This is a genomic window from Mesorhizobium kowhaii (assembly GCF_042431665.1).
Lineage (GTDB): Bacteria > Pseudomonadota > Alphaproteobacteria > Rhizobiales > Rhizobiaceae > Mesorhizobium > Mesorhizobium kowhaii.
Genome location: NZ_JBHLYT010000110.1, coordinates 1 through 25,780 on the forward strand (window position 1 = coordinate 1; position 25,780 = coordinate 25,780).

Below are 25,780 nucleotides of genomic sequence, written 5' to 3' on the forward strand. Positions count from 1 at the left end.
CACGCCTTTGGGATTGAATCGGGCGCCTCGGCTCGCCGCTCCTTCGCCGGAAGTCGGCTTGAATGCCCAACGTGGATCGTGTGCGCGGTAGCAGGTTCTGACGACCCTCACGCAAACCCGCCAACGGCCATGTGATCGAGATAATCACGGACCGCTGCAGCCTTGCCGTCCTTCACCAGCGCCTCAGCGGTGCGTCCGCCAAATGCTGGAAGCGGCTGAGCCCGATACCAAGCCATCGCCTGCTCCTTGCCACCCGCCCAATCCGTTACGCGGCTGATGATCTCGAGCATTTCCCGCAGACGCCCCTGGGTCTTTACCGTGGTGCTACGCTCTGACCGGTAAAGGGTCTCGCGCGCAAGACCGGCAGTCTGGGCTAACTGGCCTTTGGACATGCCAAAACCGTCCGCGACCTGCTCGATCGCAATCTTCCCATTCCGGTCCATGTAGGACAAAATGAGAGGTCCGTTCTGCTCTGGGATCTTGAGTGCATGGGCCACGGTATTCACCCTACCATATCGAGAGTCATATTTCTTGTGCAAAAGATATGGCACTTCTCGACAGCTTTCAAGCTCAGGGACAACCAATTTAAGCTGCTGCCACAGCCCTAGCAGGCACGCGGATATGAGCCGACCGCGCGCGATTGTGTCGAGGCAGAGCGTTCGGCAAACACCCGTCGCGCCTATGGCGCCGACTGGAGGCATTTTTGCGCCCGCTGCCGTTTGATCCGCAGCCGCCGGACCCACAAATCGTCGGCGTCTGCATCATGGCCCTAGGCCTCGGGATCGGCAAGGGACAACAAGTCGGTGTCGTCCATCGAGCGCCGCCTGTGTCGTCGCTGACCTGGAACTATACACAACGCGGTCAACCGCTCGACCGGAACGACCGGGCATCGCCACCGTGCTCGTCGGCATTCGTAACAAAAAAGCCTCCCCGACCCGTCAAAGGGAAAGCCATCCTGCGCGAGGATGTTCTCGCCGTGCAGGAAACGCTCGACCACGTGACACTGCGTGGTCTGCGCGACCGCGCCATGCTGCTTTTGGGCTTCGCCGGTGGCTGCGCCGCCCCGAAATCGTCGGCCTTGATGTTGCGGGCGATCAAACCGAGGACGGCCGCGCTCGATTGAATTCTTTCCAGACATGGGCGTGCTGGTCCGTCGCCGCCTGCCCGGTCGTCGCCCTGTAGGCTTGGCTGAAGGCTGGCCCGTATTGCACATGGCCCCTCCCGCCGCGTCACCGGTCAGGGCAAAGTGTTGGGAGCCGATCGGCTGAAAGGTCAGCAGGTGGCGCGGCTGGTCAAACGCGCGGCCTTGCTGCCGGTGCGCGCGGGATCTTTCCGAGCGCGGCCAAAGGTCTTCTAGCCATCCGCTGCGCGCAGGCCTCGCGTCCTCCGCCGAGTTGATGAACACTATGTGAGGAAGCAGCTTGGCCGCGCCTCGACGGTGATGACACGCAAGTACCAGCGCCGGCGCGATCGGTTCCGGGTGAATCTGACCAAGGCGAGCGGACTGTAGGGCGAAAGCCCCTCCCTGCCTGACCCGATGGGTCGCTCAGCTGTTCGGCGTGATCAGTTTCAATGATGGAAAATAGGTGCGGTAGCGGCCGACGTCGCGGGTCAGCAGCGGCAGACCGCTAACGGCAGCATGGGCGCCAATGAAGAAGTCGGGTAGCACGCCGGTGCGCGACCCGCCGGACTTGCGATACTGCGTAAATACCTTTCCAGCGAGAAACAGGGCGGCGCGCGGCATCGGAGCGATTTCGAGACCCGCCTCATCGACAAACGCGTCGAGGTCTTCGATGCGGTCATATCGAACGGCAAGCTCGGCAAAGACAGCATCGTTGATCAGTAAAGGTCCATTGAGGGCCTGCTGCCTCAAGCTGCGCGACCGACCAATCCGCCCACTTGGGATCATCTGTAACCAAGTCGAGCAGAACGTTGGTGTCGACGAGCGTCACGCTTCGCCACGCGTCAGCGCCATGATCGCGTCGGTATCAAGCCCCTTGCCGGCATGGCCACGCAATTTGGCGAAGCGGCTCGCCGGCTGCTTCTTGTCGGCGCGTGCAAGCACCACGCTACCGTCGGCGGCGCGGACGAAATCGACCTTGCTGCCTGGAACGATACCGAGAAAGTCGCGGACCGGCTTCGGGATAGTCACCTGTCCCTTGGCTGTAACTGTAGTGGTCATGTTCACACCAATTGTAATGCGACAGCTTTTGAAGGTATTACCCTGGACGCCGTTTTTCAATCCCTGGCTGGCCGAAATTGCAGCTCGCACCCTAATGCTAATGCGGAGGCGGTGCGGCTGTCTGCCTCTTGGGCCAAGAACTGGTCGACTGTGCGGGAAGGCTTGGCCTGGACCCGTAGCTAACACGACTGGCGTGATAGGAAACGTATGTGCGTTTTCCCTCGAGTCGGGGGAAGCGTCCGCAGTTTCATGACTTGGCGTCCGCCGCAAACTTGTGACGATTTATGACATCAGGGACGCGCTTTTCGACCGGCAATGCTTGTCAACTGACCGGAATTCGTGAGGCTTGATGCCTTTTTGAGTCGGTTTTCGTGAGACCACATGCATGGCGCCGATCGGCCTCTCCTTAAGTTGCTGATTTTCCAGATCTGTTGATGCGGATCTCCGGCCGTCTGGCTTTGTCACGCAGTCTCACGATTTCCGATTCACGTGCCGATGCAGGCCGCCGGAGAGTGCGCCCCAACCAGCCTCGAAGCCCCGGAAACCTCCCTGCAGGGCGAGGCCAGTCCGAAACCGGCTCACTTTGTGCGCTTTCGGCCATGGATGGCATAGGACGCGATCTGGTGCTCTTTCGCCGGCTCGCGGCGTTCGCACCCCAGAAAGCCGCTCCACGTCCATTTATGCGGCTCGATAAAACACGCCTGCAACTGCTCGGTTGATCGCAGCCGTCGATATTGTACAAACGGCAGTGCGTTCAAAGATGACCCGCGGCCCGTAAATCCGCCGCGAACGTCGACAGATGAATCACCAGCCGCAAAGGCTGGCCTTGGGGCTGGCCCTGCAGGCGCTCGGCCCCGAAGGAGGCGTACCAATCGGCGGCGCGCTCGTTCTTGGCGTCTATGATCAGAAGGATGCCGCCGCCCTCCGTCACCAGCCGCAAGCAACGCCTGGCGGCGGCAGCCAACAGCTGACCACCCAACCCCTGCCCCGCGACCGACCTGTCTGTGGCGATACGCGCCAGGAGAAAGCCCGGGACGTCATGACGCGCCAATCCCCTGGTCATTCGCGCCGGCACGGCCGCATGGTCGACAGCCGAGGGCGCGATCGAGTAGAAGCCAAGGATGCGCCCGGGCCGCGCCGTTTCGATCGCGCAATAGGTCTTGGCGGCGTTCTGTTCGTGGCTCTGGCGTGCGTACCGGGCCAAAAACGTATTCATGTCCGCCTCGCCGCAATCGAAGCCAGTCCGATCATGTTCTTTCGAGATCGACTCCTCATGCCATGCCGGAAGGCTCATCGGTCACGCGGCAACGCGGCGATCGCAGCGCGCAGTTTTTCGTTCGGCGCAGGCGGGTTGTCCATGATCTCCAGGATGCGCAGGAAATCCCGCTCAGAGACCTCAATTTTTTCGGCGCCCTCGATCACCGCTTCGGCCTCGCGCAAGGCCGCGCGGGTGACGAATTCCGTCAAATCCGTATGCGCAAGCGCTGCCGCCCGCATCAGTGTCGCCTTTTGCCGCGCCGCTACCCGCAGGTTCATCCGTTCATTCGCTTCAACCGCAGCCCGGGGCATAACAATCTCCTTCACTCCTGCTATTGCCAATGTAGCTAAACGGAGTCATGAATGTCAATATATATGTATTGAAGGCGTACAAAGCAGCTCCCAGATACTCCAACCAGTAGCCAGATGGCCAGCCGCGCGAACGGGCCGTTGCCGCTCGCTTTTGACGGCCAAATCACGCTAGAATCCCCATCATGACCAACGCCGACAACCCAGGCCAGGATGATCTTCCGGACATCATCGATGTGGTGATGGAGATGGGACGGCAGGTAGAGAAGGCCGAAATGCCCCCTGCCCTATTTTCGTCCGCGGCAGGAAAATGGGCGTCGGATGGTCCTTGCAAAATCAAAGTGAAGTTTGTAATTTGCAAGGATGATTTCTCGCAGAGTCCTACCGTTGGTCAGGCAAGCGCTCGGACGACAGGCGGCTGTCGCTTTGATCGGCCCGAGACAGGTCGGCAAGACTACCCTCGCATTGGAAGTCGGCGATGAGACCGGTGCGCTTTACCTCGATTTGGAGTCGCGCGAGGATCGAAACAAGCTCTCGGATCCCGTCCTCTTTCTCAAGGCCTACGAAGATCGTCTGGTCATTCTCGACGAGATCCACCGTGTGCCGGACTTGTTCCAGGAACTGCGCGGCTTGATCGATCAGGGCCGCCGCCGGGGACGCCGCAGCGGCAGGTTCCTGCTGCTGGGCTCAGCATCGATGGACCTGCTCCGCCAATCCGGCGAAAGCCTTGCCGGCCGTATCGAATATGTCGAGATGACGCCGCTCGATGTCCTGGAAGTTGGAGCAACGGACACCGAGCGCCTATGGCTGCGCGGCGGGTTTCCGGACAGCTTTTTGGCAGCCTCCGATGCCGACAGCCTGGCGTTCCGGCGCAGCTTCATTCGAACCTACCTCGAACGCGATGTCCCGCAATTCGGACCACGTATTCCCGCACAGACGCTGGAGCGGCTCTGGACCATGCTCGCCCACAATCAGGCTGGTCTCTTGAACGCTTCGCGGCTGGCGTCCGGCCTGGCCGTCAGCGCACCGACCGTGACATCCTACGTCGATCTTCTCGTCGATCTTCTCCTGGTGCGAAGGCTTCCTCCATATCACGCCAATACCGGCAAGAGACTTGTAAAGTCGCCAAAAGTCTATGTGCGCGACAGCGGCATCGTGCACGCGCTGTTGGGCATCGAAGATCTCAATGGCCTTTCCGGGCACCCCGTTGTCGGGGCCAGCTGGGAGAGCTACGTCATCGAAAATCTTCTCTCCTTAGCGCCTGCGCGTACAGTGGCCAGTTTCTATCGGACCGCCGCCGGCGCCGAAATCGACCTCCTTCTGGCTGCGCCCGGCAAACGTCCCTGGGCGATCGAGATCAAGCGCAGTCTGGCGCCGAAGGTTGAAAAGGGCTTTCACCTGGCTTGCGAGGACGTCAATCCGGCGCGTCGCCTCGTCGTATATCCCGGTGCCGAAAGCTTCCCTCTCAAGGATGGCGTGGAGGTGAAGAGCCTAGGCGCTCTCGCAAAGGCTGTGGTGGATCTTGCCTGACGGAGGCGGTGAATTCTTCGCTTTCCTCCCCACGAAACTACTACCGCCTCAACCGGATGCGCACGTCTAACCCCCATCCTGGCGCCCGTTCGTTAAGCAATGCTGCCATCGATATCGGTCACCGAAAATGCACTTGTCCTCGCCTCAACCACCTTCCAGGACTGGGCTGAGTCGAGCCGAACAAAGACATGGGTGAGTTCGGTATCCCGATCCTACCGGCCATCCTGCGGTGGACAAATCAGTCCGTTAGTCTCAGGCTAGGATGCAGAGAATCGCGCCGCCATGACATTACCACAGACGAGATTTTGATGGGCAATGCCCGCCATTTGATGAAGCACACCGATCCGGCCGATACCGATGATTTGCCGGACATTGTCGATCTCGTGATGGAGATGGGCCATCCGACGCCGCATAAACTGCGCGGTGGCGAAGAGGGAGCCCCCTCCCCTGCCGGTTCGAGCAAAGGGACAAGAACGGTTGCCTGGGCATCTCGAGCGCCTGGCGGACCGCGCCCGCGATTATGTCGAAGCGGCGAGCTCAGCCAACACACGTCGCGCCTATGCATCGGACTGGAAGCATTTTTGCGCCTGGTGCCGTCGCCAGTCTTTTGAGCCGCTGCCTGCGGACCCGCAGATCGTCGGGCTTTACATCACGGCGCAGGCCTCGGCGCCAGGAGCAGGCAAAAAGTCGGTGTCGACGATCGAGCGCCGCCTGTCCTCCTTGACCTGGAACTATACGCAACGCGGCCAACCGCTCGATCGCAAGGATCGCCACCGTGCTGGCCGGGATCCGCAACAAACACGCCTCCCCTCCCCGGCAGAAGGGAGCCGTGCTGCGCGACGATCTGATCGCCATGCTGGAGACCCTTGACCGCGGCACGCTGCGGGGCTTGCGCGACCGCGCCATGCTGCTCCTGGGCTTCGCGGGCGGCCTGCGGCGCTCCGAAATCGTCGGCCTCGATGTCGGCCGCGACCATTGCGAAGCTTTGCCGGATGTCAGCCTAGGAAGTGCTTAATCGTGTGGGCCACACGGCTTTGGCCGCCGGCGTGCATGGCAATCTATCGGGGGATTTCCCTGCGCGCCGGCCTTGCGTCCGTGGCCGAGGTCGATGGTGCATGTGCAGAAGCAGCCCGGCCACGCATCCGTAGAGATGACGCGCAAATACCGACGCCGGCGCGATCGGCTCCGTGTCAATCTCACTAAGTCGAGCCAGACTGTAACGCTGCAGAAGCGCCCTGTCCTGCCCTGTTGCTCTAGCGCATGGCGCGGACTATATAGTCATGATAGTCATCGTGGTTATAGAGGGCAACGTGCTATCTGCACCCCAAGAGGATCCCAGCTGGGACCGTTGCTCGGGCTAAGGCTCGACTGTCGGAGGTGATTGAGCGCGCGCAGTCGTCGCCACAAACGATCACGCGCAACGGAAAACCAAGCGTCGTTGTCGTTTCAGCTGAGGAATGGCAGCGCAAGACCGCACGCAAGGGCACGCTTGCGGAGTTCCTGCTGGATTCGCCCTTGCGCGGTGCCGATCTGGACCTCGAACGGCTACGCGACGAATCGCGTGACCTGCCGTTGTGAGGCTCCTGCTCGACACCAACGTGCTATCTGAGGTGACAAGGCCGTCTCCTTCTGCGCGCGTTTTGGAGTGGCTGGATGGGCTCGATGAGGATCGCTCGTTCATCAGTGTCGTGTCGATCGCCGAGATTCGGCGTGGCGTAGTTCTCATGGACGAGGGATGGAAACGAGAAGCCCTCGCCGACTGGCTGGCTCGGGACTTGCCGATGCGCTTCGAGCAGAGGCTTTTCTCCGTAGACGAACCCGTTGCCATGGCCTGGGGCGACCTGATGGGGCTGGCGAAGCGCCGCGGTCGTGGGCTCTCGTCGATGGACGGCCTGATCGCCGCGACGGCGGTTGCGAAGAACCTCCTTACTTCTGGCGACGCGCAACACCAAGGATTTCGAGGGTTTTGGTATCGCTCTCTTTGATCCGTGGATTTCGTGAATCGCCCTGAACCATAGATCGTTCGCGGGCTGACTCGCAAAGGGGAGGGTGGTTTGCTTTCGTATCGCCTGCTGCAAAATCACGCCGGCCTCTTGCTGATCTCAGACTATACTATCCCTCTCTGCGCTGGCTGCATGAGGTTGTGCATGACGTCAAGAACGCGCCGCTCGTTCGTGACAAGGAGGGAATGTTTCTCGGCTTAGCGTATGATGTACGCAAAGCTTATGAGCGTCAGCGTGAAATCATTCAGCCTCCTCCGCATTATGAAGAAAATCAGGGTCCGCTATGAGGTAAAATCCTATGGCCGGTTCTGCTGCTTCAACGAAGAATTCTGCGGCCTTCACTCGCCTATCTTGACCATTCTGCCAAGACGCGGGGCCATCGCCTAGCGGAAGTGAATGACCAAGTGGTTTTCGCGAAAACAAAACTTCCCAATATCCCCGCAGATCGGCAAGACCGATCATGAACGCAGCGGTCGTGGAGAGTGCAACATGTTGGAAGGTCGATTTCTCAAGCGCCTGAAAAAGAAAGCTCGGAAGGGACACCGGGGATGGCCAATTGCGACTATCGCCTTCTATGGTCCGAACCTGCGCCAAGCGACAAAGGTCGCAGTTGGCATCGTGCCATCCGCGAATGAAGAGGTCGAAGAGTTGCACGACTGGAAAGTAGATCATGGCGACGTCCGCGCCGACCCCGGCATTGCCCGCGAGATACTTGAATTTATCGAGAAGCATCAGGTGCGGTCAGTCACGATGACCGAGGGCATTATTGGGTGCCCTCACGAGGAAGGAATCGATTACGAAGGCGAATGGTGTCCAGTTTGCGAGTTTTGGCACGGACGAGATCGCTTTACGGGGCAGAGGATCCATTAAAGTGGGCATGAGGGGTGCTTGCCAAGCGAGAAGCCGAGCTACGCCATTCTCGCAATTAACTGCCCAACATGACGGAAACAACCGCATTCTTGCAATTAAGATGCAATGCGACAAAAGTCCCCTGCCCCGCTCAGTGCGTAGCGGCAGACGTCTGCTTGTTGTCGGAAACCTCGTCCTTGGACGACAAGGCGCGCAGCACGGCCTCGGGCTCCTTGTCCATGACGCGAAGCAAGGTGCGTGCAGCCCCGCTCGGCTGCCTCTTCCCCTGCTCCCACTTCTTGTAGCCGGAAGGGCTCGTTCCGAGCACGGTTGCCATCTCGTCTTGGGTAAGGTCGAGCTTCTTGCGAATGGCCTTTGGGTCGACTGCCCCGACATCTACGCTGTGTACCTCGATGCCAGGGACATCCTTGCCTTGCGCGTGCGCTAAAGCTTCCGACATGGCCTGGATCAGGTCGGCGCCGAATTTCGTCATCTCGCTCATGTCCTGCTCCTGTTCGCTGCTTTGATCGCTTTGGCGAATGCAGCAACCGCCTTGGCTTCATCGGGCTTCAGATCAACCTTTTCGTTCTTGCCGTACGCCAAGAGTGCATAGATCGGCGCGTCAGCACTGTACCAGTAGTAGATGACCCGTGCGCCGCCACGCTTGCCCTTGCCTTTGGCGGCGAAACGCATCTTTCGTACGCCGCCAGTGCCAGGGATCTCGTCACCGACCTGCGGATTGGCGGCCAAAAAGTCGATCAGCTCCTTTCGTTCATCCTCGCTGAATAACTCAGCCGCGTGCTTGATGAACAATGAGGTCTCGGCGACAGTCTGCATACCATTCCTATAACCCAACGGGCTATATCTGGGGGGCTACTCATCGGAAGTCAATGGTGGACCGCCCCAACACTGGGCTCTCTTCCGATCATGAACGGACACCGCGTAGCGGGACGAAACGGGCTCCTCTTCCGTCAAGAACCTCCGCGACCGTGCGAAGCGGAACGGCTTGCTCTGTGAGGCGTGAGACGCGAGGATTGAACGATGAAGTGGCGCGAACGCAGTACCTATCGCGCACCCTGACATAGCCGGAATCGGCCAAAGAAATCGTAAACGCCGGAGCGCGCGTTCATGGATACCAGGATCATCGACAGCCGGGACGATTTTGCACAATGGGCGATCGAGCGGGCCTTGCGGTCCTGACCGATCTGGGTTCTGACCTGGCCACCGCCCCCCGCCCCGGAAACGAAGCCCCCAAATTGGTAGACTGCAAAGGCGCTGGGCCAGGCGATCGTCGATGCACTGCTCGACGCCTTCGACGGTCTCGCAGGCGACGAATGAGCGACCGGCTCGGGCCGCGCGGATCGCCCCGCCAGCGACACCGGTGGCCGGTGCGCGGGCGCGTAGCCGTAACCTCTTCCTCCCCCAATATCCGAAAGAGGTTGGATGATATCCTGAACCCAACTCTCGGGTACGAGCTGCCTCAATCCGCTATGTCGGCGCCGACTACCTGCTCGCGGTCACGGGCCACCAACCGACGCTGCGCGCCGAGATTGAGCGCTACTTCGACGATGCTCCCGCCGCCTGCCTCGACAGTGCCGTCGACTTCGACAAAGCCCATGGCCGTATCGAGGAGCGCGCCGTTACCGTCTCCCGCGAGACCGGCTGGCTTTCCGGCGTGAGGCGCTTTCCCGGCGAACTGCGCCTGCCCAACACTAAGACCATCATCCGCGTCCGAGCCCGCACCGAACTCAAGGATCGCTGCCGACACGACACCAGATGCTTCATCTCTTCAGCCCATCTCATGGCCGAGCGAGCCGCTCAAGCCGTGCGCGGCCGCTGGCTGGTCGAGAACGCCCTGCACTGGACGTTCGACGTCGCCTTTAACGACGATCAATCCCGCCTCAGAAAAGGGCCATGGCGTGCACAAACATCGCCATCGTCCGCCACTTTGCCATCAACCTCGTCTGAGCCTTGCCCGACAAGCACTCCCTTAAGCGCAGGCGAAAAGTGGCTGGCTGGAACCTCGACTATCTCGCATCAATCCTGGGAGAACTTATTCGTTAACCTGGATTCGGAGCCCCTGCCAGATCGAGGCTGGCGTCGATGTGGTGCAGTTTTTCGATTCCCGGTCCGGTGTGCTCGCCGAGGCGTCTTTCGGCATGGAAGGTTATATATGCTTAGTCGGCCGACTATTGTCGAATTTCCACAATAGGTTCAATGGGAAAGGAGAAAATCCGATGGGCGGAGGGAGCGACGGTAGCAAGGATATTCCGGGATTCGCCGAAGGGCGGCCATCTGAGAGTCTTGGGCGCCGAATTCGCACGAGGCGATACTGGATCAAACAGCTCCCTGTTAACTTTTCGTTAACCTAAAACTTCTTGCCGGAACGAACGAATCGGACATAATGACGGCAATTCGGCAAAACGAAGTCAATTGCCGTTATTTGAGGTTGAGACGGATGAACATATCCCCACCCCACGCTAAGGCACTGTTCGATGATGCGATATTGGCGCAGGGACGGGAGATTTCTAGGAAGTTGAACCAGCTTCGTCTGGAAACCTTCCCACCGAATGCGACCAAGACTCTCCGCCAGTTCTCACTTGCGGAGGCAGCTTACTTCCTTGGAGTTTCAACCAGCAACCTGAAAAAGCTCCATCTCGAAGGCAAGGCGGTTGAGCCGACTATTCACTCTGGCGGCCGCCGCACGTATTCCGCTGAACAGATTGTGGAGTTGCGCCGTTGGCTCGACCGTAATGGCCGGGCTGACGTGAAGAAATATGTTCCTCACCGTCGGGGAGATGAGAAGCTACAGGTTATCGCTGTCGTCAACTTCAAGGGAGGCAGTGGTAAAACGACAACAGCGGCACATTTGGCGCAGCACTTGGCACTTACAGGGCACCGCGTCCTCGCGATCGACCTGGACCCGCAGGCATCACTTTCCGCATTGTACGGTCATCAACCCGAACTCGACAAAGAGCCGTCGATTTACGAGTCGATACGGTACGACGATGGAAGAAAGCCGATCACGGATGTGATCATGCCGACAAACTTCCCCGACCTTCATATCATTCCAGCGTCGCTTGAACTCCAAGAATACGAGTATGACACGCCACTGGCGATGCAGGATAAGAATTCAATCGCTGGAAAAACCTTCTGGAATCGCATCGAGACGGCGCTCAAGGAAGTTGATGAAAAGTACGATGTAGTCGTGATCGATTGTCCACCGCAACTCGGCTACCTGACGCTGACGGCGTTGTCCGCTGCGACCTCAGTGCTCATCACCGTGCATCCACAGATGCTCGACCTCATGTCGATGTCCCAGTTCCTTTTGATGCTTGGCGATATCCTCAAGACGATTCGGCACGCGGGTGGGGAGGTCGATCTCGACTGGTTTAGATATCTAGTTACTCGGTACGAGCCGACGGACATCCCGCAGGCCCAGATGGTCGGTTTCATGCAATCGATGCTCGCAAAGCAGATGTTGAAAAATGAAATGCTCAAATCAACGGCAATTTCGGACGCTGGGCTGACGAAGCAGACACTCTATGAAGTCGAGAAGTCGGGCATGACGCGGACTACATACGAACGCGCGATGGAATCCCTCGAAGCTGTCAATACGGAAATCAGGGATCTGATCCACGAAGCATGGGGACGCACAAAGTAGACGGCCGTCTAAAGAGGGCATTGTTGGCGTAATATCAGACGATTATCTCAATTCTGGAATGTGGAAATGGCAAGGAAGAATATCTTCGATAACCTAATGCGGACGGACGCAGCCGTCGAGATCGAAGGCGATGAGCCGACCTCGGGATTGCGCAAATTCGGAGCCGCCAAGTCCATTTCTTCATCGATCGACGAGTTGGCCAGGCAAGCGTCTAAGCTCGTCGAGGGCGAAACAGTCGTTGAAATCGATCCCGATCTGATCGAGGGTTCGTTTGTATCCGATCGTATGAGCTCCGACGATGAGAGTTATCAGGAGCTTTTGTTCGCGATCAAGGAAAGGGGCCAAGACACTCCGGTTCTCGTCCGACCTCATCCGGACGCGGGTGGCCGGTACCAGATCGTTTTTGGGCATCGCCGCGTCAAGGTTGCCAAGGAGTTGGGAAGGCCCGTACGTGCGGTCGTGAAGGCGCTCGCCGACATCGATCACATCATCGCCCAGGGGCAGGAAAATTCCGCACGAGCCAACCTGACCTTTATCGAGCGCGTGCTGTTTGCTCAGCGTCTATCGGATCTGGGCTATCCTCGAGACATCATCCAATCGGCCCTGTCCGTAGACTATCAGACGCTTTCGAAGATGCTGACGATTCCGAAAGCAATTCCGGAAGCCGTCATCGATGCAGTCGGACCAGCCAAAGGCATTGGCCGTGACCGCTGGCTTGAGCTACGCAAGCTGATAGAGAATCCAAAAAACACTGCGGTCGTGAACGGCTTTGTCTTCAGCGAAGATTTTGCAGCGGCAGAATCCGATGACCGCTTCCACCTTCTCTTTAAGTTTCTTAATGGCGCGAGGCCGAAAAGGTCGGTGAAGAAAGCTATTGAGCCAAAGAATGGACGAACGTGGGCACCGGAGGACAAATCTGTTACCGCGACCATCAAGAGTACCGGAAACGCGTTCAATCTTGCGCTTAAATCAAAGGACGCTCGTCGTTTCGGAGAATTTATTTCGGAAAACCTGGAAAGCCTGTACCGCGCTTTCAGGGAGTCCGAGAGCGTCAAAACAGGAGACTGAACCGCAAAAGAAAAAGGCCCCCGAACGTCACCGTCGCGGAAGCCCTTCTCGTATTCTGTAGCAAGGTCGAGAATCGCATTTCCGCGAATCACTGTCAAGAGTCTTAGGCGTCGATTCGGCGAGCAGGTTTCTTTTGCCTGATTGAAAGGCGAAGGAAAAATGGAGACGGGTATTGCAACGACGCCCTTCGGGCGGCGGCCGATGTCGCTTGCCATGTTGGCGGCACAGAATGACTCGAAGGAAATCCCCGACGGCAAGGCCGTCGAGAAATGGCATGTCTACCGCAACCTTTGCGAGGGCAGGAGCATTGTCGGGGTCGGCGATCGCGCTCTGGCCGTTCTGAACGCGTTGCTGTCGTTTTATCCGGACAGCGAGTTGAGCGAGGAGAACGGCCTGATCGTGTTCCCCTCCAATGCACAGCTGTCGCTGCGAGCCCATGGGATGCCTGATGCTACGCTCAGGCGGCACCTGGCAGCCCTTGTGGACTGCGGCCTGGTCATCCGACGCGACAGTCCGAACGGCAAGCGCTATGCGCGCAAGGGGAGGGGAGGGGACATTGAGGAGGCGTTCGGCTTCTCTCTCGCCCCGCTACTGGCCCGTGCTGATGAGTTCGAGGCGGCTGCCGAGCGCGTCCGCGCCGACAACAAGGCCCTGAGACTAATGCGCCAACGGATTACGCTGCACCGCAGAGATGTTCAAAAGCTGATCGAGGCAGCCGTGGAGGAAGATATGCCGGGCGACTGGGGCGGCCTGTGGCGGCGTTTCCGCGCTGTTGTGGAGGCGATCCCGCGTCGGGCATCCCTGGGCGAGATGGAGCCGATCGTGGGCGGTCTGGCCGCGTTGCACGAGGAAGTGGACATGCTGCTGGAAAGCTTCATGAATTCCACGAATCCGAGCGGCAATGAGTCTCAAAACGAGCGGCAGCAATCATATTCAAATACCGACTCTATTTTTGAATTTGAACCTGCTTTAGAGAAAAGCACGGCGCGGGCAGAGCCAAATCCCGACGGGAAGCCGAAAGGCTATCCGCTTGGCCTTGTGCTGAAAGCGTGCCCCGACATTGTCGACTATGCCGTGGAGGGAATTGGCAGCTGGCGCGATTTCATGATCACCGCGGCCCAGGTCCGCGGATACCTGGGGGTCTCGCCGTCGGCTTACGAGGATGCTTGCCACACAATGGGCCAGGAGACGGCTGCCGTGGTGATCGCCTGCATCCTGCAACGGTCCCAGCACATCAACTCGGCCGGCGGATATCTGCGCGTGCTGACCGAAAAGGCGAGGGCAGGGGAGTTTTCGGTGGGACCGATGTTGATGGCGGCGTTGCGAACGAACGGGGTGACGGCAAAGATGACGGGTTGATCCGAGCGCGAAATTTTTGACGTTGCCGATGGTCGCTACACGATCAGCCGCGCCGAGTGCCCCCAATTGCTGCTCGGCGTCGTTGTAATCGTGCGAGGACTGTTGCACGGCGCGGTGCTGGGGCTGTTGCATTGCCTCAGCCAGCGGGATCCCACGTCTGGCGGTTCCGTGAGAAAGCCAGAGCTCAGGCCATGGGGCACTGAACAGTTTGTGTCGGTTTTGCTTCCGGATTTCAATTGAAACGCTAGGCTGAAAATCCGCACGTCACGACTGCGCCAATTCGGCCTTGGGCGGGAGAGGGGCGTTTAGAGCCGCGACGCCTTGGTGAGGTTGGCCCGGAACCGATCGCACCGCCGAGCGGCAGTCTGCAAACCGCGCTATTTCTTGGTGGCCAGCGATTGCTTGAGGAGGACGATCTCCTTCAGGGAGATCGTGTGCCGTTGCTCAATCCGCTTTAGCTCGCCTTCCAAATAGGCATTTCGCCTGTCGAGCCGGGCGCGGTCTTCATCAAGAAGCTCAATTTTGAGTAACGCGTTATGTAAAGTATGCCGCTGCTCCTCGAAGAAGGCGCGTTCGACGATAAGCTGTGTCTCTGAATCGAACGCATCTTCGATGACACGCTGCACACGAACTGCCCTGCCGGCAGCAGCCAATCGCGCACGATAGGCGCGCTGTCGTTCCGCCGGCGTTAGCGCATCTGGTTGACGGGGGCGGCCAGGCGGGTGTTTCGGTGTATCCATGCTTCTAGTTTAGCATAACGCGTTACGAAAACAAAGCCACCCCTTGCTTCGCAACGTTACGGCTTTTGGTGAGAGGAAAGGGAAGGTGATGTCAGAGCCCCGACGCCTTTGGCGAGATTGGGCGCGCCGCCGCTGATATTTGCGCGTCATCTCGGCTGAGGCGTGGCCAAGTTGTTTCTGGACGTAACGCTCCTCGATGTCGGCCGAAGGAGGCCAGGTCGGCGCGCAGCGAGTGTCCGGAGAAGAGCAGCCCACGTTCCTTTTCCGGGAGATCGGAGCGGACGCCAGCTGCGAGTGCGGTTTGCTCGAGATGCTTGGGGAGAGCGGCTCGACGTCGACGGTCTTGTTGTCCTTGAAGATTTGCCGGAAGAGGGGGGCCTCTCCTGATGCGGCCGAAGCCGCTCTCGAAGGTGGGCGACAAGACAGGTCTGGTCAGCAACCATCCCGATCCAGGCTGCGACGAGAACGGCGCAGGCCGCCCGCAAAGCCCCAAGAGCAGGATTGCCCGATCGCGCAAGTCCCTCAGATCATGGCCGAGCATGTTGACCGTCGTCTTGATGCTGTCGCCGAGCGCGGCCTCGTTCTGCCGTGGGCGGCTTTGCATGCTTTCCTGCGGATGCCGGCGAGCGCGGTCCATGGGCTGGCCGGCATCCGGGTAAAGTTCCAGGCAACCGGAGAGCCGCCGTTCGATCGTCCCGACCGAGCGCGCAGTGGCGCCGTGTTTATCGGTCATAAAAGCCTGTCGACGAGCACGGCGGTTTTGGTTCAAATTATTGTCAAAAGCGCCGCCGTGGTTCATCCTGTCGATAATGATTCTACGCCCGAAACCGTCCCGACCGCACGTTGTCGAACCTGCCCATGCCGAGCCGCTCGCACTCGCGACGCCGACGCCGTCCTGGCTGCGCCGGGCCGCGCGGCAGCCGCAGACGCTGGAGGATGCCGCGATTATGGCCGGCGCCGCTATCGGCGCGCTCGATGCAGTCGTGCGCCGGCAAGAACGATGGGCTGGCGCCTGGCGGCAGCGGCTAGCGCTTGCGGCCGGCGCGGTGACGGCAAGACAAGCGGGCCGCGTCGAGGATGAAGTACCATTGCGCGATGCTGTGCTCCTGACCCGCCCCGGCGATGACGTCGGCCCCGCCGGCCGGATGTTTTTGGCCTGGCGTCGGTTGGCCACGCGGCCTACGGAGGAACTGCTGAGCGAGCCGGGCATCGCCGAGGTTCTGGACGATCTGGGTCTCGCACGCGACGATGGGACGGTATCCGATCTTTTGGATGACCTTCGGCAACTCGCCGGCGCCGAAGGGGTGGTCGCAATCCTGGGTGGGGCGCTCGCCAGCGCGGAACGGCATGGTGTTGGGCGCGCGGGAGCATGGTTCGCGGATGCGCTGCTGGCGCAACGGCTTGGCTGGGGCCATGCGGTGCCGATGTTGGGCACGGAGGCCGAGCCGGGGGCGAAGCTCGCGCGCGCACGACGCCCGGGAACAAGTTTGGCGACTGGCGTGGAGCGCCAACCCGACCAGACCAAAGGACTGCTTTTCGCGCACGCGCGCGCCGCGCTGCGCGCCATCGATCTTTCCGCCGAACTCGGACGCCGCGCGGATCGGCTGCTCGCGGTGGCGCCGAAGTTGCGCGCCCGGGCGTCGGATCGCGTCGTCGAAAAACTGCTGTCCGGCGACGCAATTGTCGCCTCGGAGAAGATCGCCGGCATGAGCGATCGCGGCCTGCGCCGCCTTTTCGACCGTCTCGTCGATCTTGGCGCGGTGCGCGAGCTGTCCGGCCGCACCACGTTCCGCATTTACGGGCTGTAGCGGATGGTGGAGGGCTCTCGTACAAGACGAGGCAAAGGCCGGTCAGATGATCATCTGTTGGACCGCGAGCTCGATCACCTGCCGCCGGAGGTGCGCTGGCGGGAATGGATGAACCGCGTCGAAGCAACCGTCTTCGCGGCGAGTGAGCCGGTCACACGTAGTGTGCTCGCGCGAGTGGTTGGCGCCAGTTGCAACCTCGACCTCCTCATCGACGACATCCGCGAGGAGCTGCGCGGCCGCCCCTATGACCTGGTCGCGGTCGCCGGCGGCTGGAAACACCTGACACGGCCAGCCTATGCCGACGCCATCCGCGCCGCCGTCGGTGTCAGCGGGCGCGCGACCGACCTCACGCAGTCCGAGGTGTTGGTGCTGATGTGTGTGGCATATTTCCAACCGATCACGCGCTCCGAGCTGTCGTCGTTCTTCGGCCGGGAGATCAGCCGCGACCTGATCGGCAATCTGCGCGAGGCTGGTCTGATCGCGTCCGGTCCGCGCAGCCCGACACTTGGCGCGCCCTACACCTATGTCACCACGAAAGCGTTCCTGCTGCATTTCGGGTTTGACACGCTTCGCGATCTTCCCGACACCGAGGCTCTCGAGGATGCCGGGCTGCTCAACAAGGAAAAGCTGCTGGCGGACCTGACCGGCGCGACAGGGCTGTTCGGCGAGATCGAGGCAGAGGAGCAAGACCAGCCATGAAGGATCCCGCCTTTGGCAAAGACGCCGTGCGCGCTCTGGCGACCGCCGATTCCTTCGCGCGCGGCCGCGACTATGTGCGCAGCGGGGCCGTTTCCGGGCTGGTGCGACGGGGCGACCGGCTGACCGCTCACGTCGAAGGCAGCGACTTCGCGCCCTACGAGGTGACGGTCGATCTGCACCAGGGTGGAGTCGCGGCGACGCGCTGCTCCTGCCCCTACGACTGGGGCGGCGCCTGCAAGCACGTCGTGGCCGTGCTCCTCAAATATCTCGACACGCCAGACTCGGTGGTGGAGCGACCACCCCTTGACGGGGTTCTCCGGAACCTCGATCGGGAGGCGCTGGCGGCGCTGCTCACCAGACGGGCCGAGGAGGATCCGGCATTCGCGTTGTGGATCGAGGCCGAGCTTGCCGCCGGTGCGCCGGACCCGCTTTCGGCCAGCCCCCGGCGAACCGCCGTCGACCCGGAGCCGATCAAACGGCAGGCCGAGGCGCTGCTGTCGGGACGCACTTCGCGCCGAGATCGCTGGAGCGACAATGGTGCCGCCGTCGACGAGGACGCTTTCGCGGCACTGATCGACAAGGCAAAGCCCTTTCTCGAAGCCGGGGACGGACGCAATGCGTTGAGGATTCTCGAGCCGGTGACGGAGGCGCTCGTGCCGGCATGGCTCGAACAGGCCGACTGGGACGAGACCCTGCACGAGTTCTTTCCCGTGCTCGGCCAGATGATCGCGGAAGCGGTGCTGTTGGGCGGCCTTCTCCCGGAGGAACGGGACGACCTGATGGTCCGGCTCGACGTCTGGCAGGGCATGCTCGATGAATACGGCCTCGACGACCATCTACAGGTCGCGATCGACGCGCTCGAACAAGGCTGGGACGAGATCGGCCTCGACGATATTCTTGCGGGAAAGGGTCGCTCCTGGCCGCTTTCGGGCCACGGCGACTGGACCACGGCGCGGCTGACGCAAGCGCGGCTTCGAGTTCTCGAGATCGGCGGGCGGACGGACGAATTCCTCAACCTCGCCAGGGCCGCGGGACGCCATGGCGACCACGCCGCCATGCTGGTCCGGCGCGGGTGCAGCACAGATGCGATTGCCTATGCGCGCAAAAGGTTCCGCTCCGCCGAAGAGGCCCTCCAGCTTTCGCGCCTCCTGAAAGAGACGGGGCAAGTCGATGCGGCGCTGGAACTTGCGGGGTGGGGACTGAGCCTGAAACCGGAAGGCGATCGTCTATTCGGAGTGGTCGGCCTCGCCCGCTGGCTGCGCGACAGCGCCGCTGCGCTGGGCCGGGACACAGTTGCAGTCACGGCGGCGGGCAGCGCCTTCGAACACAGCCTGTCGCTCGAAGATTTTCGAGCGGCCGAGATGCTTGCGGGACCAGGATGGGCCGAACTGCGGCCCCACCTCCTGGCTTGCCTGGCGGCGCCGACGTACGCCCACGACCGGACCGAGATTTTCCTCGGCGAAGGCATGATCGATGAGGCGGTGCGATCCGTCGACGTCGAGAACACGCTGCGCAATCCAGCGAACGACGTGCTGCTGCGGCTCGTCGAAGCGGCGCACGCCAGCCATCCCGACTGGGTCATCGATGTCGCCGAGCGCATCGCCGCCAACGTCATGGACGCCGGGCAGTCAGGCTTTTATGAACTGGCGGCGCAATGGCTGGAGAAGGCGGCGCTCGCCCATGACGCCGCTGGCCGGTTCGAGGACTGGATCACAAGGATCGATGCGCTGATCGAAAAGCATCGCCGCAAGCACAAGCTGCGGCCCTTGCTCGAGGCGCTGCGGCCGCGCGCATAGGCGCTTCGATGCAGCTGCGTTGTTCGCGACGAGGGACCAGATCGCGATCGCTTCGGGATCGACCGGTCGCAACCGCCCCCATCCCTATTCCAGACGGTATCCAAGCGCCCGGTATCCCGCCCGCCGCTTCGCGGCCATGCGCGCGAGCACCGGCACCGTTGCGTCGACATAGTCGTAAACAAGAATTTCGGACTTGTCCCGGTGTTCGCGATGGAGCCGTCCGACATACTGGGCGAGCGTTCCCTTCCACGCGATCGGCATGGTCAGGAACAACGTGTCGAGGCGCCGGTCGTCGAACCCTTCGCCGAGATAGCGCCCCGTCGCCAGAATAAGGCGTTCCTCATCGTCCGGTGCCCGAAGGGCGATCTCGGCCGCCTTGCGTTCGGCCGCCGACATGCCGCCGCGCAGCACGGCGAGGTTCTTCGTGAATTTGGCAAATCTGGTCTGAAGCAGTTCGAGATGATCCCGGCGTTCGGTCAATACGACCGGTGACCGCTTCGCCTCGAGCGCTCCGAGACCGTCGTCGAAGATCAGGTCGTTGCGACCATCGTCCGCAGCGAGCGCGGCGTAGATCGCTGGCATCGAGGGGCGATCAGCGCCCGCGAGCGATGGAGGAAGCTGGAATCGGGTCGGCCTTTCCAGGACGCGATGGCTCAACCCGCTTGCGATCGTCTGATCGCGTGCGCTCGCCCGATACCGGACGGCCCCGCATTGCATGAAGATGATGGGATGGTGTCCGTCCTTGCGGGCGACTGTCGCCGACAGGCCGAGGACGTATTTCGCCTTGGCGCGCCGCGCCACCAGTTCGAAGCTGGTTGCGGAGAGATGATGACACTCGTCGACGACGAGATGGCCGTAGTCGGCGACCAGGTCTGAAACCTCGCCGCGCCGCACCAGGCTCTGGATAAGCGCGACGTCGATCATGCCGGTTGGCTTGCGGCGCCCACCGCCGACAATGCCGATTTGCCGAGGGTCGATTGCGAGGAAGGTTTTGAGACGCTCGACCCACTGAGTGAGCAGTTCGCGACGGTGCACCAGCACCAGCGTGTTGCGGGCACGCTCGGCAATCAGTGCTGCGGCGACGACCGTTTTGCCGAACGCGGTGGCGGCCGCCAGCACGCCGAAGTCGTGCGCCGCCAGCGCCTCCCTGGCTTCGATCTGCCTGCCGCGCAACGCGCCTAGGAACCGCGTGCCTTCGGAAAGCGCAGATCCCGCTTCCCGGCGGTCCACAACCTCGACATCACCACCATGATCCCGGATCAGCCTGGTCACGTCGTCGAGACAGCCACGCGGCAGGCTGACATGACTGGGATGGAGCTCGGCGCAGGAGATGATCCGGGGCTTATTGAAGGTCGGCAGGCGCATCGCCTGGGCACGGTAGAACTCCGGATTCTGGAATGCGGCCAGCCGAATGATCAGGGCCACCATGGTGGAAGGTAATCCGGTACGCTCCACATAGATCTGATCAGCGAGCACGATCTTGATCCGGCCCGGCAACGGTTCATCGATCCTGACTGGAACTCGCCGGGAAGGCGTCACGCGCCAGGGCTCGTCCGCCGATTCATCCTCGACCGGCATGCGCACGCCAAGCACGCGCCCCACCGTCTCTGCCTCGTCCACCAAGCGGCTCACCGCATCGGCGGACAGACGCGGCAATACCGACAGAAAGGCCCACTGGTCGTCGTAAGGTCGCAAATCCCGGTCGACGAAGACGCTGTTGCCGCGTTCCCGCGCCCGCCGCTGCAACGGTAGGGCGATGAGGTTTCCGAATCCGCCAATCGGCATTGTGTCCTGGCTGGGAAAGAAGCGGTCGTAGGAGGCAAAGCCGATCTCCGGGCGGCGCTCCATGGTTTCGGTCACGAGCAGGGAACCGAGCTGGCGCGCGGCGCGCACCGGGATGGGCTCCGAGAAGAAGAGCCAAAGATGTCCGCCGTCGCCGGAGCGCGACCGCTCGAAGGCAGCGGAAATGCCCCTGGCTTCGCACGTCTCCATCAGAGCGGTCGCATCCACCGACCAGCTTTCCCCATCGAAATCGGCCGCCAGGAACCAGCAGGTTTCGTCGGGCAGCATCGGGTAGACGCCGGCGACGAAGTCTTCGGCGCTGGGTCGCGACGCGGTGCCGCCGCGCAGATGGCGCTCGATCATTTCGTCGGAAACCGGAATGAAGGCCTGGTGGGGACAGACGCCACATTTAACCTTCGGCTTGCCGCAGATACCCTTCACCCATTCATTGGCGCAAGCGGGCGCGTAGCCCGATCGCCCTGCTTTCCTGTTTTCCCAGCGAACGGGATATACATCCGCTCTGCCGGCGAACAGGCGCCGGAACAGACCAATTTTCTCCGCCGCCGCCGCCGCATTGGTCACCGGTGCGGTCTTGGCGACAGATGCGGCCTCACCATGCGAGAGTGGCGGCGTACTCAGTTGCTCAAGTTCGACGAGTCTCGCCTCAAGGGATCGCTGCTCCGCGGCCATCGACTTCAGGCGGGCGCGGATCCGCTCAATCTCGGCGTCTCGTTCAAGATCCCAATCCGACAAGCCTGGACAATCCCCATCATTCCGAGGTCAGAATCGCCGTGGGCGAGGCGCGTTGATAGCGGCACACTCCGATCAGACGGTCGCCGGAAGGCGCGGCTGGGGAGGTTGCCGCCCCCAAATTGCCCCGATCTCCTGTTTCCGCCATCAGAACCTGACGCCTACGATCTTTACGCCGATACGATCGGCGAGTTCGAGCAATGCGGAATAGACGTCAGAGTTCCCGGTCAAATCGAGCGACGCGCCGGAATGCACCAACATGTTTGCCGGAATTCGATCGCCAAACAGCATCACGGCCAGAGCCCGATCGTCCTGCCGAGAAACCCAGTAAAGTCCCTGGATGTCTGGGCATTGTGTGTGAATGGCTTCAGCCCAGGGGCGTGTTGCTGAATAGCCGTCCTTCTCGGTGTCGATGATCTGGCTGCGCTTGATACCGAGTTTCCTTAGCGCAGTGACGCTCAGGTCAGCCAGGACGAAATCGCCCTGAGGCGTCACCTTCGAATAGACTTGATCGGCCAGTTTCACCTTGTCGTAGGTCTTCAGGCCAGGCGCGAATGGCACATCGTGGAAAACCGTTTCCATCGCCGCACAGTCAAAGGTCGTTCCGCCGTACAGAGTCGGGATACTGGCCCCATTTGCGTTTTTGATCGGGCTGAACCGGGCATTGCCTTTCAGGCCTGGATTAAATTCCGCGCCGGCATAGAGGTTCAGATGAATACGATGGATAACTTGGCCCACCGGCCATATCGTTCGGGTGATGATATCCTGCAAATTGTTCGATGGAACGGGAACTGGACTTGTCCGGGATCCCCGTCCAATCTTTGGTTTAGCCATGGAGTGCGCCTACCAACTCGTCCTCGGCGGCCGCAAGAACGCGCTCGGGTTGCGCTATGAGCATATCGTGCGGACGCTTACCCCCAAGGGAGCTATTGACCGATGCAAACCAATAGGCGAGCCCCCAATCATCCTTTTTCCCGGAAAATACGCTCAGAACCTTGGCGAGCGCCTTGATGGGCCGATATCCGGCGGAATCCAGAGCATAGCCGGGGAAATAGTCTACACCCCGATGCCGAACCGCAAAGATCTGGCCTTCTTTCTTCCACTTGTTTGGCTGCGCACTTGGATTGCTGGTGCTGAACCCAGCCATATTGGCGATCTGGGAAGCCGTCAGCCAATCACCGCTTTCCAGCACTGCCCTTCTCGCCTCGGCCGTCATCCGCGCCTCCACAAGCATATGCTGCGGGGGCGGTACCTGAGGAACCAGAGCCTCGATTATTGAACCAATGGCTTCGCGTTGGCGCCTCATGAGGATGGTACGAACGAGAGGCGCGATGCTGACGACCGTGTCCGCGAGCGCGCGGATGGCAGGTTCACTCCCGTGCTCGAACGTTAGCGCTATGACCTGCTCCGCAGTCAGCCGATCAAGTTGGTCGCCAACCTGCTTCGGTGTTCCGGTGAGCGCGCCAAATCCCGAAAGTTCCAGGGTGTCATTGGTACGTGCCATGATATCCCGCTCCGTCTGTGTGGTGAGGGTGGTTACATATATAGAAAGATAACCAATCTCATCAAGTGGTGCTGGAAACTTTTTAGCCGCAGGCGACCGTCGATTAGCTCGCCAGCCATCAATTGTACGCTCCGGCAGCTTTCGCCTTGCCCCCGTTCGCACGGCGCCCCGTGCCCAGTAACGTCGCCTAAAGAAGCAAGATATGCGCCCACATGTCCATTTGACACAAACGCATCGTACGATGGAGATTACTCTGACGGGAGCGCAGCTCTCCATGCCAGTCGAGACGATGATGAGCAAATATAAAGATTACCGCCAGCCACGGCGTCGCTATGACGATGACCCGGTTTCCTTTTCGGAGCGGACTTCCGAGCCAGCTACTTTCAGCACTCGCCAGCCGTAACTCCAGGCGCTGTCGACGCCGAGGTGATCTGGTTCAACGCCAGCAAGGGTTTTGGCTTCGTCAAGCTGTCCACCGGCACCGAGGCGTATCTCCACATCCGGGTGTTGGAAGCTGCCGGCAGCCGCGATGTTTCCGAGGGGACGCATCTCAAGGTCACAGCGCAAGAAGGTCCACGAGGTCGCCAGGTCGTCAAAGTCCTCGATATCGGCGAGCAGATTCCGAAAACTCCGGCAGATGAGCGCTTGGCGGGAGAGTCCATTGCCGCGAGCAGTGCGCAGCTGGAGAGCGGAGGCACGGTCAAGTGGTTTAATCCCGAAAAGGGCTTCGGCTTCATTGCTCCCGAGAACGGTGAAAAGGACGTCTTCGTTCACGCTACCGCACTGACCCGCTCAGGGCTCAGCGTGCTGCTGGAAGGGCAGAAAGTGTCTTTCCAATACGGGCAGGGCAAGAAGGGCCTGGAGGTTCGGAGCATTCGCCTCCTCTAGGCGCCGATAGATCGGCCATGTCCGAAACTACCTTCGTACAAAAGAAAAGCCCGCTGCCGGGAGGAGGTGGCAGCGGGCTCTATTTTCGAATACGGCGCGGGAGGAGGTGCACCGCATTCAGTATCGGCATCCATCTGGGAGGAGTAGATGGCCGACAGCAAGACGATACCGACGGGCCGCCGATATTGCAATGCACAATTTCGTATCGCAAATGCGAAGGTGACGACAAGCCTGCCTGGCAACAAGCCCGATGGTTCCATCTGCCCCCAGGGCACTAGGCCCTTCACAAGGCCAATCTGGCGTGCGGCCTCGCCGCGGTCGCCGCCGCATGAAGCGGGTTCCTTGCCAACCGATTCCGAAAACCCGCGTAAGCTCTAAATCTATAGACCGATTCGGCCGACCCGAACCGCCCCAAACCGTTCGCCTGCATCGCGAAATACTATTTCTCGAAGCGGCTGGTTTTCGGATCGGGTTGGCTTCCCAATTCAACAGTCTGGCGTCATTGCGGGCGATCACGCCGCAATGACGAGTTTCGCATCAAGTCTGAGGTTTTCAGCCATTCCATGGCCTTCCGCCTTTTTGTCCCCATCCTTGCCGGCGCGATGCTGCGCGAGCGCATCATCGGCCTGTATCGGCGCGACGATCGGCATTGCGCTGACCGGCGTGATCGGCGGCCTTGCTCGGCAACGGCCCGCACGTGCCGCTGCTGGTGGCGCCGATGGGAGCCTCGGCGGTGCTCCTGTTCGCGGTGCCGGCCAGCCCGCTGGCGCAGCCATGGTCGATCATTTTTGGTCGGGCACTCAAAGTTGTATCCTGACCCCTCTGGAACCTATTGAAATCATTGTCTGATTTTTTAGGAAGATATTCCACACCCAAAGTTGTGTACCTGGCAGAGGCAAAGTTGTATACCTGAGTGGGCTCAGCAGGTTTTCCCGGGTGGTTTTCGGCCTTCAAGATCAAGTTCCGCGCGTTTCGGGCGGAGAAGTCTATCTCGATCTGGGCGAGGTATTCGCGCCTGGCGACAGCCGAGGCCGCTCGTGTCTTCACAGGTGCCTGGATACGGTCTACGCTTACGTCAGGCAGGCTGATTTCCAAGGTCGCTGTCATGTCAACCAGGGCGATGGCCTTGGTCTTGCAAACCACGGTAATGGACGAGAAAGCCCGGCCTCAGAAGCCGGGCTTTCTCCGAGTTGGACGAGGTATTTGACCCCCGCCCCAACACAACCAAGGCCTTCCCGCCATCCCTCGGGCACCCTGATCTCCCCTTAGCCGGAGAGAGCGCCCAATCGATGCTATCGGATCTCGGCCCGCCGATAGTGCCCGTGTTTGCCGTCGCCTCGAGGTCTTGGGGCAGCGTGACGTTTCCGGAAACTGACACGGCTGGGGAAAGCGGCTTCGAGGTTGAGAGCTGGTCCTATGATCCCGTTCCCTTGGGAGGAAACCGCTCGGTGGATCCGCTTTCCCTCTATATCCAGTTTCAGGACAATCCTGAACCGCACCGGGTTGCTCGGAGGCTCCAATTCCTGAGAAGGTGGAGCCATGACAAGCAAGACGACCAACAAGTTCTCTCCCGAAGTCCGGACCCGTGCGGT

20 protein-coding genes and 8 pseudogenes are annotated in these 25,780 nt (G+C 60.8%); 15 read left to right on the forward strand and 13 right to left on the reverse strand.

Annotation, left to right across the window (positions count from 1 at the left end):
- On the reverse strand, nucleotides 1-111 hold a 111-nt coding region (locus ACFFNA_RS35360), incomplete at its 3' end, for an RES domain-containing protein (RefSeq protein ID WP_378924565.1).
- Nucleotides 108-497 carry an MbcA/ParS/Xre antitoxin family protein gene (locus tag ACFFNA_RS35365; protein WP_120017836.1) on the reverse strand — a complete coding sequence of 130 codons (390 nt, stop codon included), beginning with the start codon at nucleotides 495-497 and terminating at the stop codon, nucleotides 108-110. The genes ACFFNA_RS35365 and ACFFNA_RS35360, both read right to left, overlap by 4 nt.
- Nucleotides 498-632: 135 nt before the next feature.
- On the opposite strand from ACFFNA_RS35365, the pseudogene ACFFNA_RS35370 reads away from it, so the two are divergent.
- Nucleotides 633-1,510 (forward strand): annotated as a pseudogene (locus ACFFNA_RS35370) (site-specific integrase); the annotation flags it as partial.
- 36 nt (nucleotides 1,511-1,546) lie between these two features.
- Here the strand turns inward: ACFFNA_RS35370 and ACFFNA_RS35375 are convergent.
- From ACFFNA_RS35375 to ACFFNA_RS35390, 4 genes and pseudogenes are all read right to left on the reverse strand, one after another.
- Nucleotides 1,547-1,952: pseudogene (locus ACFFNA_RS35375) on the reverse strand (type II toxin-antitoxin system VapC family toxin).
- The gene (locus ACFFNA_RS35380; RefSeq protein ID WP_378924534.1) at nucleotides 1,949-2,182 is read right to left on the reverse strand and encodes an AbrB/MazE/SpoVT family DNA-binding domain-containing protein; all 234 of its coding nucleotides are present in this window, start codon (nucleotides 2,180-2,182) and stop codon (nucleotides 1,949-1,951) included. The pseudogene ACFFNA_RS35375 and the gene ACFFNA_RS35380 overlap by 4 nt, the downstream one beginning before the upstream one ends.
- Nucleotides 2,183-2,936: 754 nt before the next feature.
- A complete protein-coding gene (locus ACFFNA_RS35385) occupies nucleotides 2,937-3,476 on the reverse strand; it encodes a GNAT family N-acetyltransferase (RefSeq protein WP_378924536.1) in 540 nt (179 codons plus the stop codon).
- Nucleotides 3,473-3,751 (reverse strand): type II toxin-antitoxin system TacA family antitoxin, encoded by a 279-nt coding sequence (locus ACFFNA_RS35390; protein ID WP_378924538.1) that lies wholly within the window; start codon nucleotides 3,749-3,751, stop codon nucleotides 3,473-3,475. Before ACFFNA_RS35390 ends, ACFFNA_RS35385 begins: the two co-directional genes overlap by 4 nt.
- Nucleotides 3,752-4,174: 423 nt before the next feature.
- Here ACFFNA_RS35390 and ACFFNA_RS35395 point away from each other — a divergent pair, with 423 nt between their 5' ends.
- The 5 genes and pseudogenes from ACFFNA_RS35395 (at nucleotide 4,175) to ACFFNA_RS35415 (ending at nucleotide 8,151) form a co-directional block, all read left to right on the forward strand.
- Entirely contained in the window at nucleotides 4,175-5,278 is a 1,104-nt protein-coding gene (locus tag ACFFNA_RS35395) for an ATP-binding protein (protein ID WP_425374565.1), read from the forward strand.
- A gap of 386 nt (nucleotides 5,279-5,664) precedes the next feature.
- A pseudogene (locus ACFFNA_RS35400) lies at nucleotides 5,665-6,488 on the forward strand (tyrosine-type recombinase/integrase); the annotation flags it as partial.
- A 70-nt stretch (nucleotides 6,489-6,558) separates the two neighbouring features.
- Nucleotides 6,559-6,856, forward strand: a pseudogene (locus ACFFNA_RS35405) (type II toxin-antitoxin system prevent-host-death family antitoxin).
- Nucleotides 6,853-7,279 (forward strand): annotated as a pseudogene (locus tag ACFFNA_RS35410) (type II toxin-antitoxin system VapC family toxin). Before ACFFNA_RS35405 ends, ACFFNA_RS35410 begins: the two co-directional pseudogenes overlap by 4 nt.
- A 398-nt stretch (nucleotides 7,280-7,677) precedes the next feature.
- A complete protein-coding gene (locus tag ACFFNA_RS35415; RefSeq protein WP_378924541.1) occupies nucleotides 7,678-8,151 on the forward strand; it encodes a hypothetical protein in 474 nt (157 codons plus the stop codon).
- A gap of 130 nt (nucleotides 8,152-8,281) precedes the next feature.
- Here ACFFNA_RS35415 and relB read toward each other — a convergent pair whose 3' ends face one another.
- Both relB and ACFFNA_RS35425 read right to left on the reverse strand, forming a co-directional pair.
- Complete coding sequence (gene relB / locus ACFFNA_RS35420; protein ID WP_378924543.1) at nucleotides 8,282-8,632, reverse strand: type II toxin-antitoxin system RelB family anti-toxin transcriptional regulator; 351 nt, start codon at nucleotides 8,630-8,632, stop codon at nucleotides 8,282-8,284.
- The gene (locus ACFFNA_RS35425) at nucleotides 8,629-8,967 is read right to left on the reverse strand and encodes a type II toxin-antitoxin system RelE/ParE family toxin (protein WP_378924545.1); all 339 of its coding nucleotides are present in this window, start codon (nucleotides 8,965-8,967) and stop codon (nucleotides 8,629-8,631) included. The genes relB and ACFFNA_RS35425 overlap by 4 nt, the downstream gene beginning before the upstream one ends.
- A gap of 637 nt (nucleotides 8,968-9,604) precedes the next feature.
- Between ACFFNA_RS35425 and ACFFNA_RS35430 the strand changes: the two are divergent.
- From ACFFNA_RS35430 to repC, 4 genes and pseudogenes are all read left to right on the forward strand, one after another.
- Nucleotides 9,605-10,194 (forward strand): annotated as a pseudogene (locus ACFFNA_RS35430) (ISAs1 family transposase); the annotation flags it as partial.
- A gap of 394 nt (nucleotides 10,195-10,588) precedes the next feature.
- Nucleotides 10,589-11,794, forward strand: a complete 1,206-nt coding sequence (gene repA / locus ACFFNA_RS35435) for a plasmid partitioning protein RepA (protein ID WP_378924547.1) — start codon at nucleotides 10,589-10,591, stop codon at nucleotides 11,792-11,794.
- 66 nt (nucleotides 11,795-11,860) lie between these two features.
- Nucleotides 11,861-12,862, forward strand: coding sequence for a plasmid partitioning protein RepB (gene repB / locus ACFFNA_RS35440; protein ID WP_378924549.1), 1,002 nt, complete (start codon nucleotides 11,861-11,863; stop codon nucleotides 12,860-12,862).
- Between the two features lie 159 nt (nucleotides 12,863-13,021).
- A complete protein-coding gene (repC, locus tag ACFFNA_RS35445) occupies nucleotides 13,022-14,221 on the forward strand; it encodes a plasmid replication protein RepC (RefSeq protein WP_378924551.1) in 1,200 nt (399 codons plus the stop codon).
- Nucleotides 14,222-14,598: 377 nt separating this feature from the next.
- Here the strand turns inward: repC and ACFFNA_RS35450 are convergent, their stop codons facing one another.
- Nucleotides 14,599-14,961 carry a hypothetical protein gene (locus ACFFNA_RS35450; RefSeq protein WP_378924553.1) on the reverse strand — a complete coding sequence of 121 codons (363 nt, stop codon included), beginning with the start codon at nucleotides 14,959-14,961 and terminating at the stop codon, nucleotides 14,599-14,601.
- 111 nt (nucleotides 14,962-15,072) lie between these two features.
- Nucleotides 15,073-15,262 (reverse strand): annotated as a pseudogene (locus ACFFNA_RS41320) (integrase); the annotation flags it as partial.
- 508 nt (nucleotides 15,263-15,770) lie between these two features.
- Here ACFFNA_RS41320 and ACFFNA_RS35455 point away from each other — a divergent pair.
- From ACFFNA_RS35455 to ACFFNA_RS35465, 3 genes are read left to right on the forward strand one after another with little or no spacing between them, the layout of a single operon-like run.
- Nucleotides 15,771-16,769, forward strand: coding sequence for a DUF1403 family protein (locus ACFFNA_RS35455; RefSeq protein ID WP_378924567.1), 999 nt, complete (start codon nucleotides 15,771-15,773; stop codon nucleotides 16,767-16,769).
- Between the two features lie 3 nt (nucleotides 16,770-16,772).
- Nucleotides 16,773-17,468, forward strand: a complete 696-nt coding sequence (scpB, locus tag ACFFNA_RS35460) for an SMC-Scp complex subunit ScpB (RefSeq protein WP_120017790.1) — start codon at nucleotides 16,773-16,775, stop codon at nucleotides 17,466-17,468.
- A complete protein-coding gene (locus ACFFNA_RS35465; protein ID WP_378924556.1) occupies nucleotides 17,465-19,264 on the forward strand; it encodes an SWIM zinc finger family protein in 1,800 nt (599 codons plus the stop codon). The genes scpB and ACFFNA_RS35465 overlap by 4 nt, the downstream gene beginning before the upstream one ends.
- 84 nt (nucleotides 19,265-19,348) lie before the next feature.
- Here ACFFNA_RS35465 and ACFFNA_RS35470 read toward each other — a convergent pair whose 3' ends face one another.
- From ACFFNA_RS35470 to ACFFNA_RS35480, 3 genes are all read right to left on the reverse strand, one after another.
- Entirely contained in the window at nucleotides 19,349-21,799 is a 2,451-nt protein-coding gene (locus tag ACFFNA_RS35470) for a TOTE conflict system archaeo-eukaryotic primase domain-containing protein (RefSeq protein WP_378924558.1), read from the reverse strand.
- A gap of 144 nt (nucleotides 21,800-21,943) precedes the next feature.
- Nucleotides 21,944-22,630: an RES family NAD+ phosphorylase gene (locus ACFFNA_RS35475; RefSeq protein ID WP_120017788.1), complete on the reverse strand. Its 687-nt coding sequence runs from the start codon at nucleotides 22,628-22,630 to the stop codon at nucleotides 21,944-21,946.
- Nucleotides 22,623-23,300, reverse strand: a complete 678-nt coding sequence (locus ACFFNA_RS35480; protein WP_378924561.1) for a hypothetical protein — start codon at nucleotides 23,298-23,300, stop codon at nucleotides 22,623-22,625. The genes ACFFNA_RS35475 and ACFFNA_RS35480 overlap by 8 nt, the downstream gene beginning before the upstream one ends.
- Nucleotides 23,301-23,726: 426 nt before the next feature.
- Here ACFFNA_RS35480 and ACFFNA_RS35485 point away from each other — a divergent pair, with 426 nt between their 5' ends.
- Both ACFFNA_RS35485 and ACFFNA_RS35490 read left to right on the forward strand, forming a co-directional pair.
- Nucleotides 23,727-24,188 (forward strand): cold-shock protein, encoded by a 462-nt coding sequence (locus ACFFNA_RS35485; protein WP_378924563.1) that lies wholly within the window; start codon nucleotides 23,727-23,729, stop codon nucleotides 24,186-24,188.
- A 563-nt stretch (nucleotides 24,189-24,751) separates the two neighbouring features.
- Nucleotides 24,752-24,999 (forward strand): annotated as a pseudogene (locus ACFFNA_RS35490) (HPP family protein); the annotation flags it as partial.
- Between the last annotated feature and the right edge of the window lie 781 nt (nucleotides 25,000-25,780).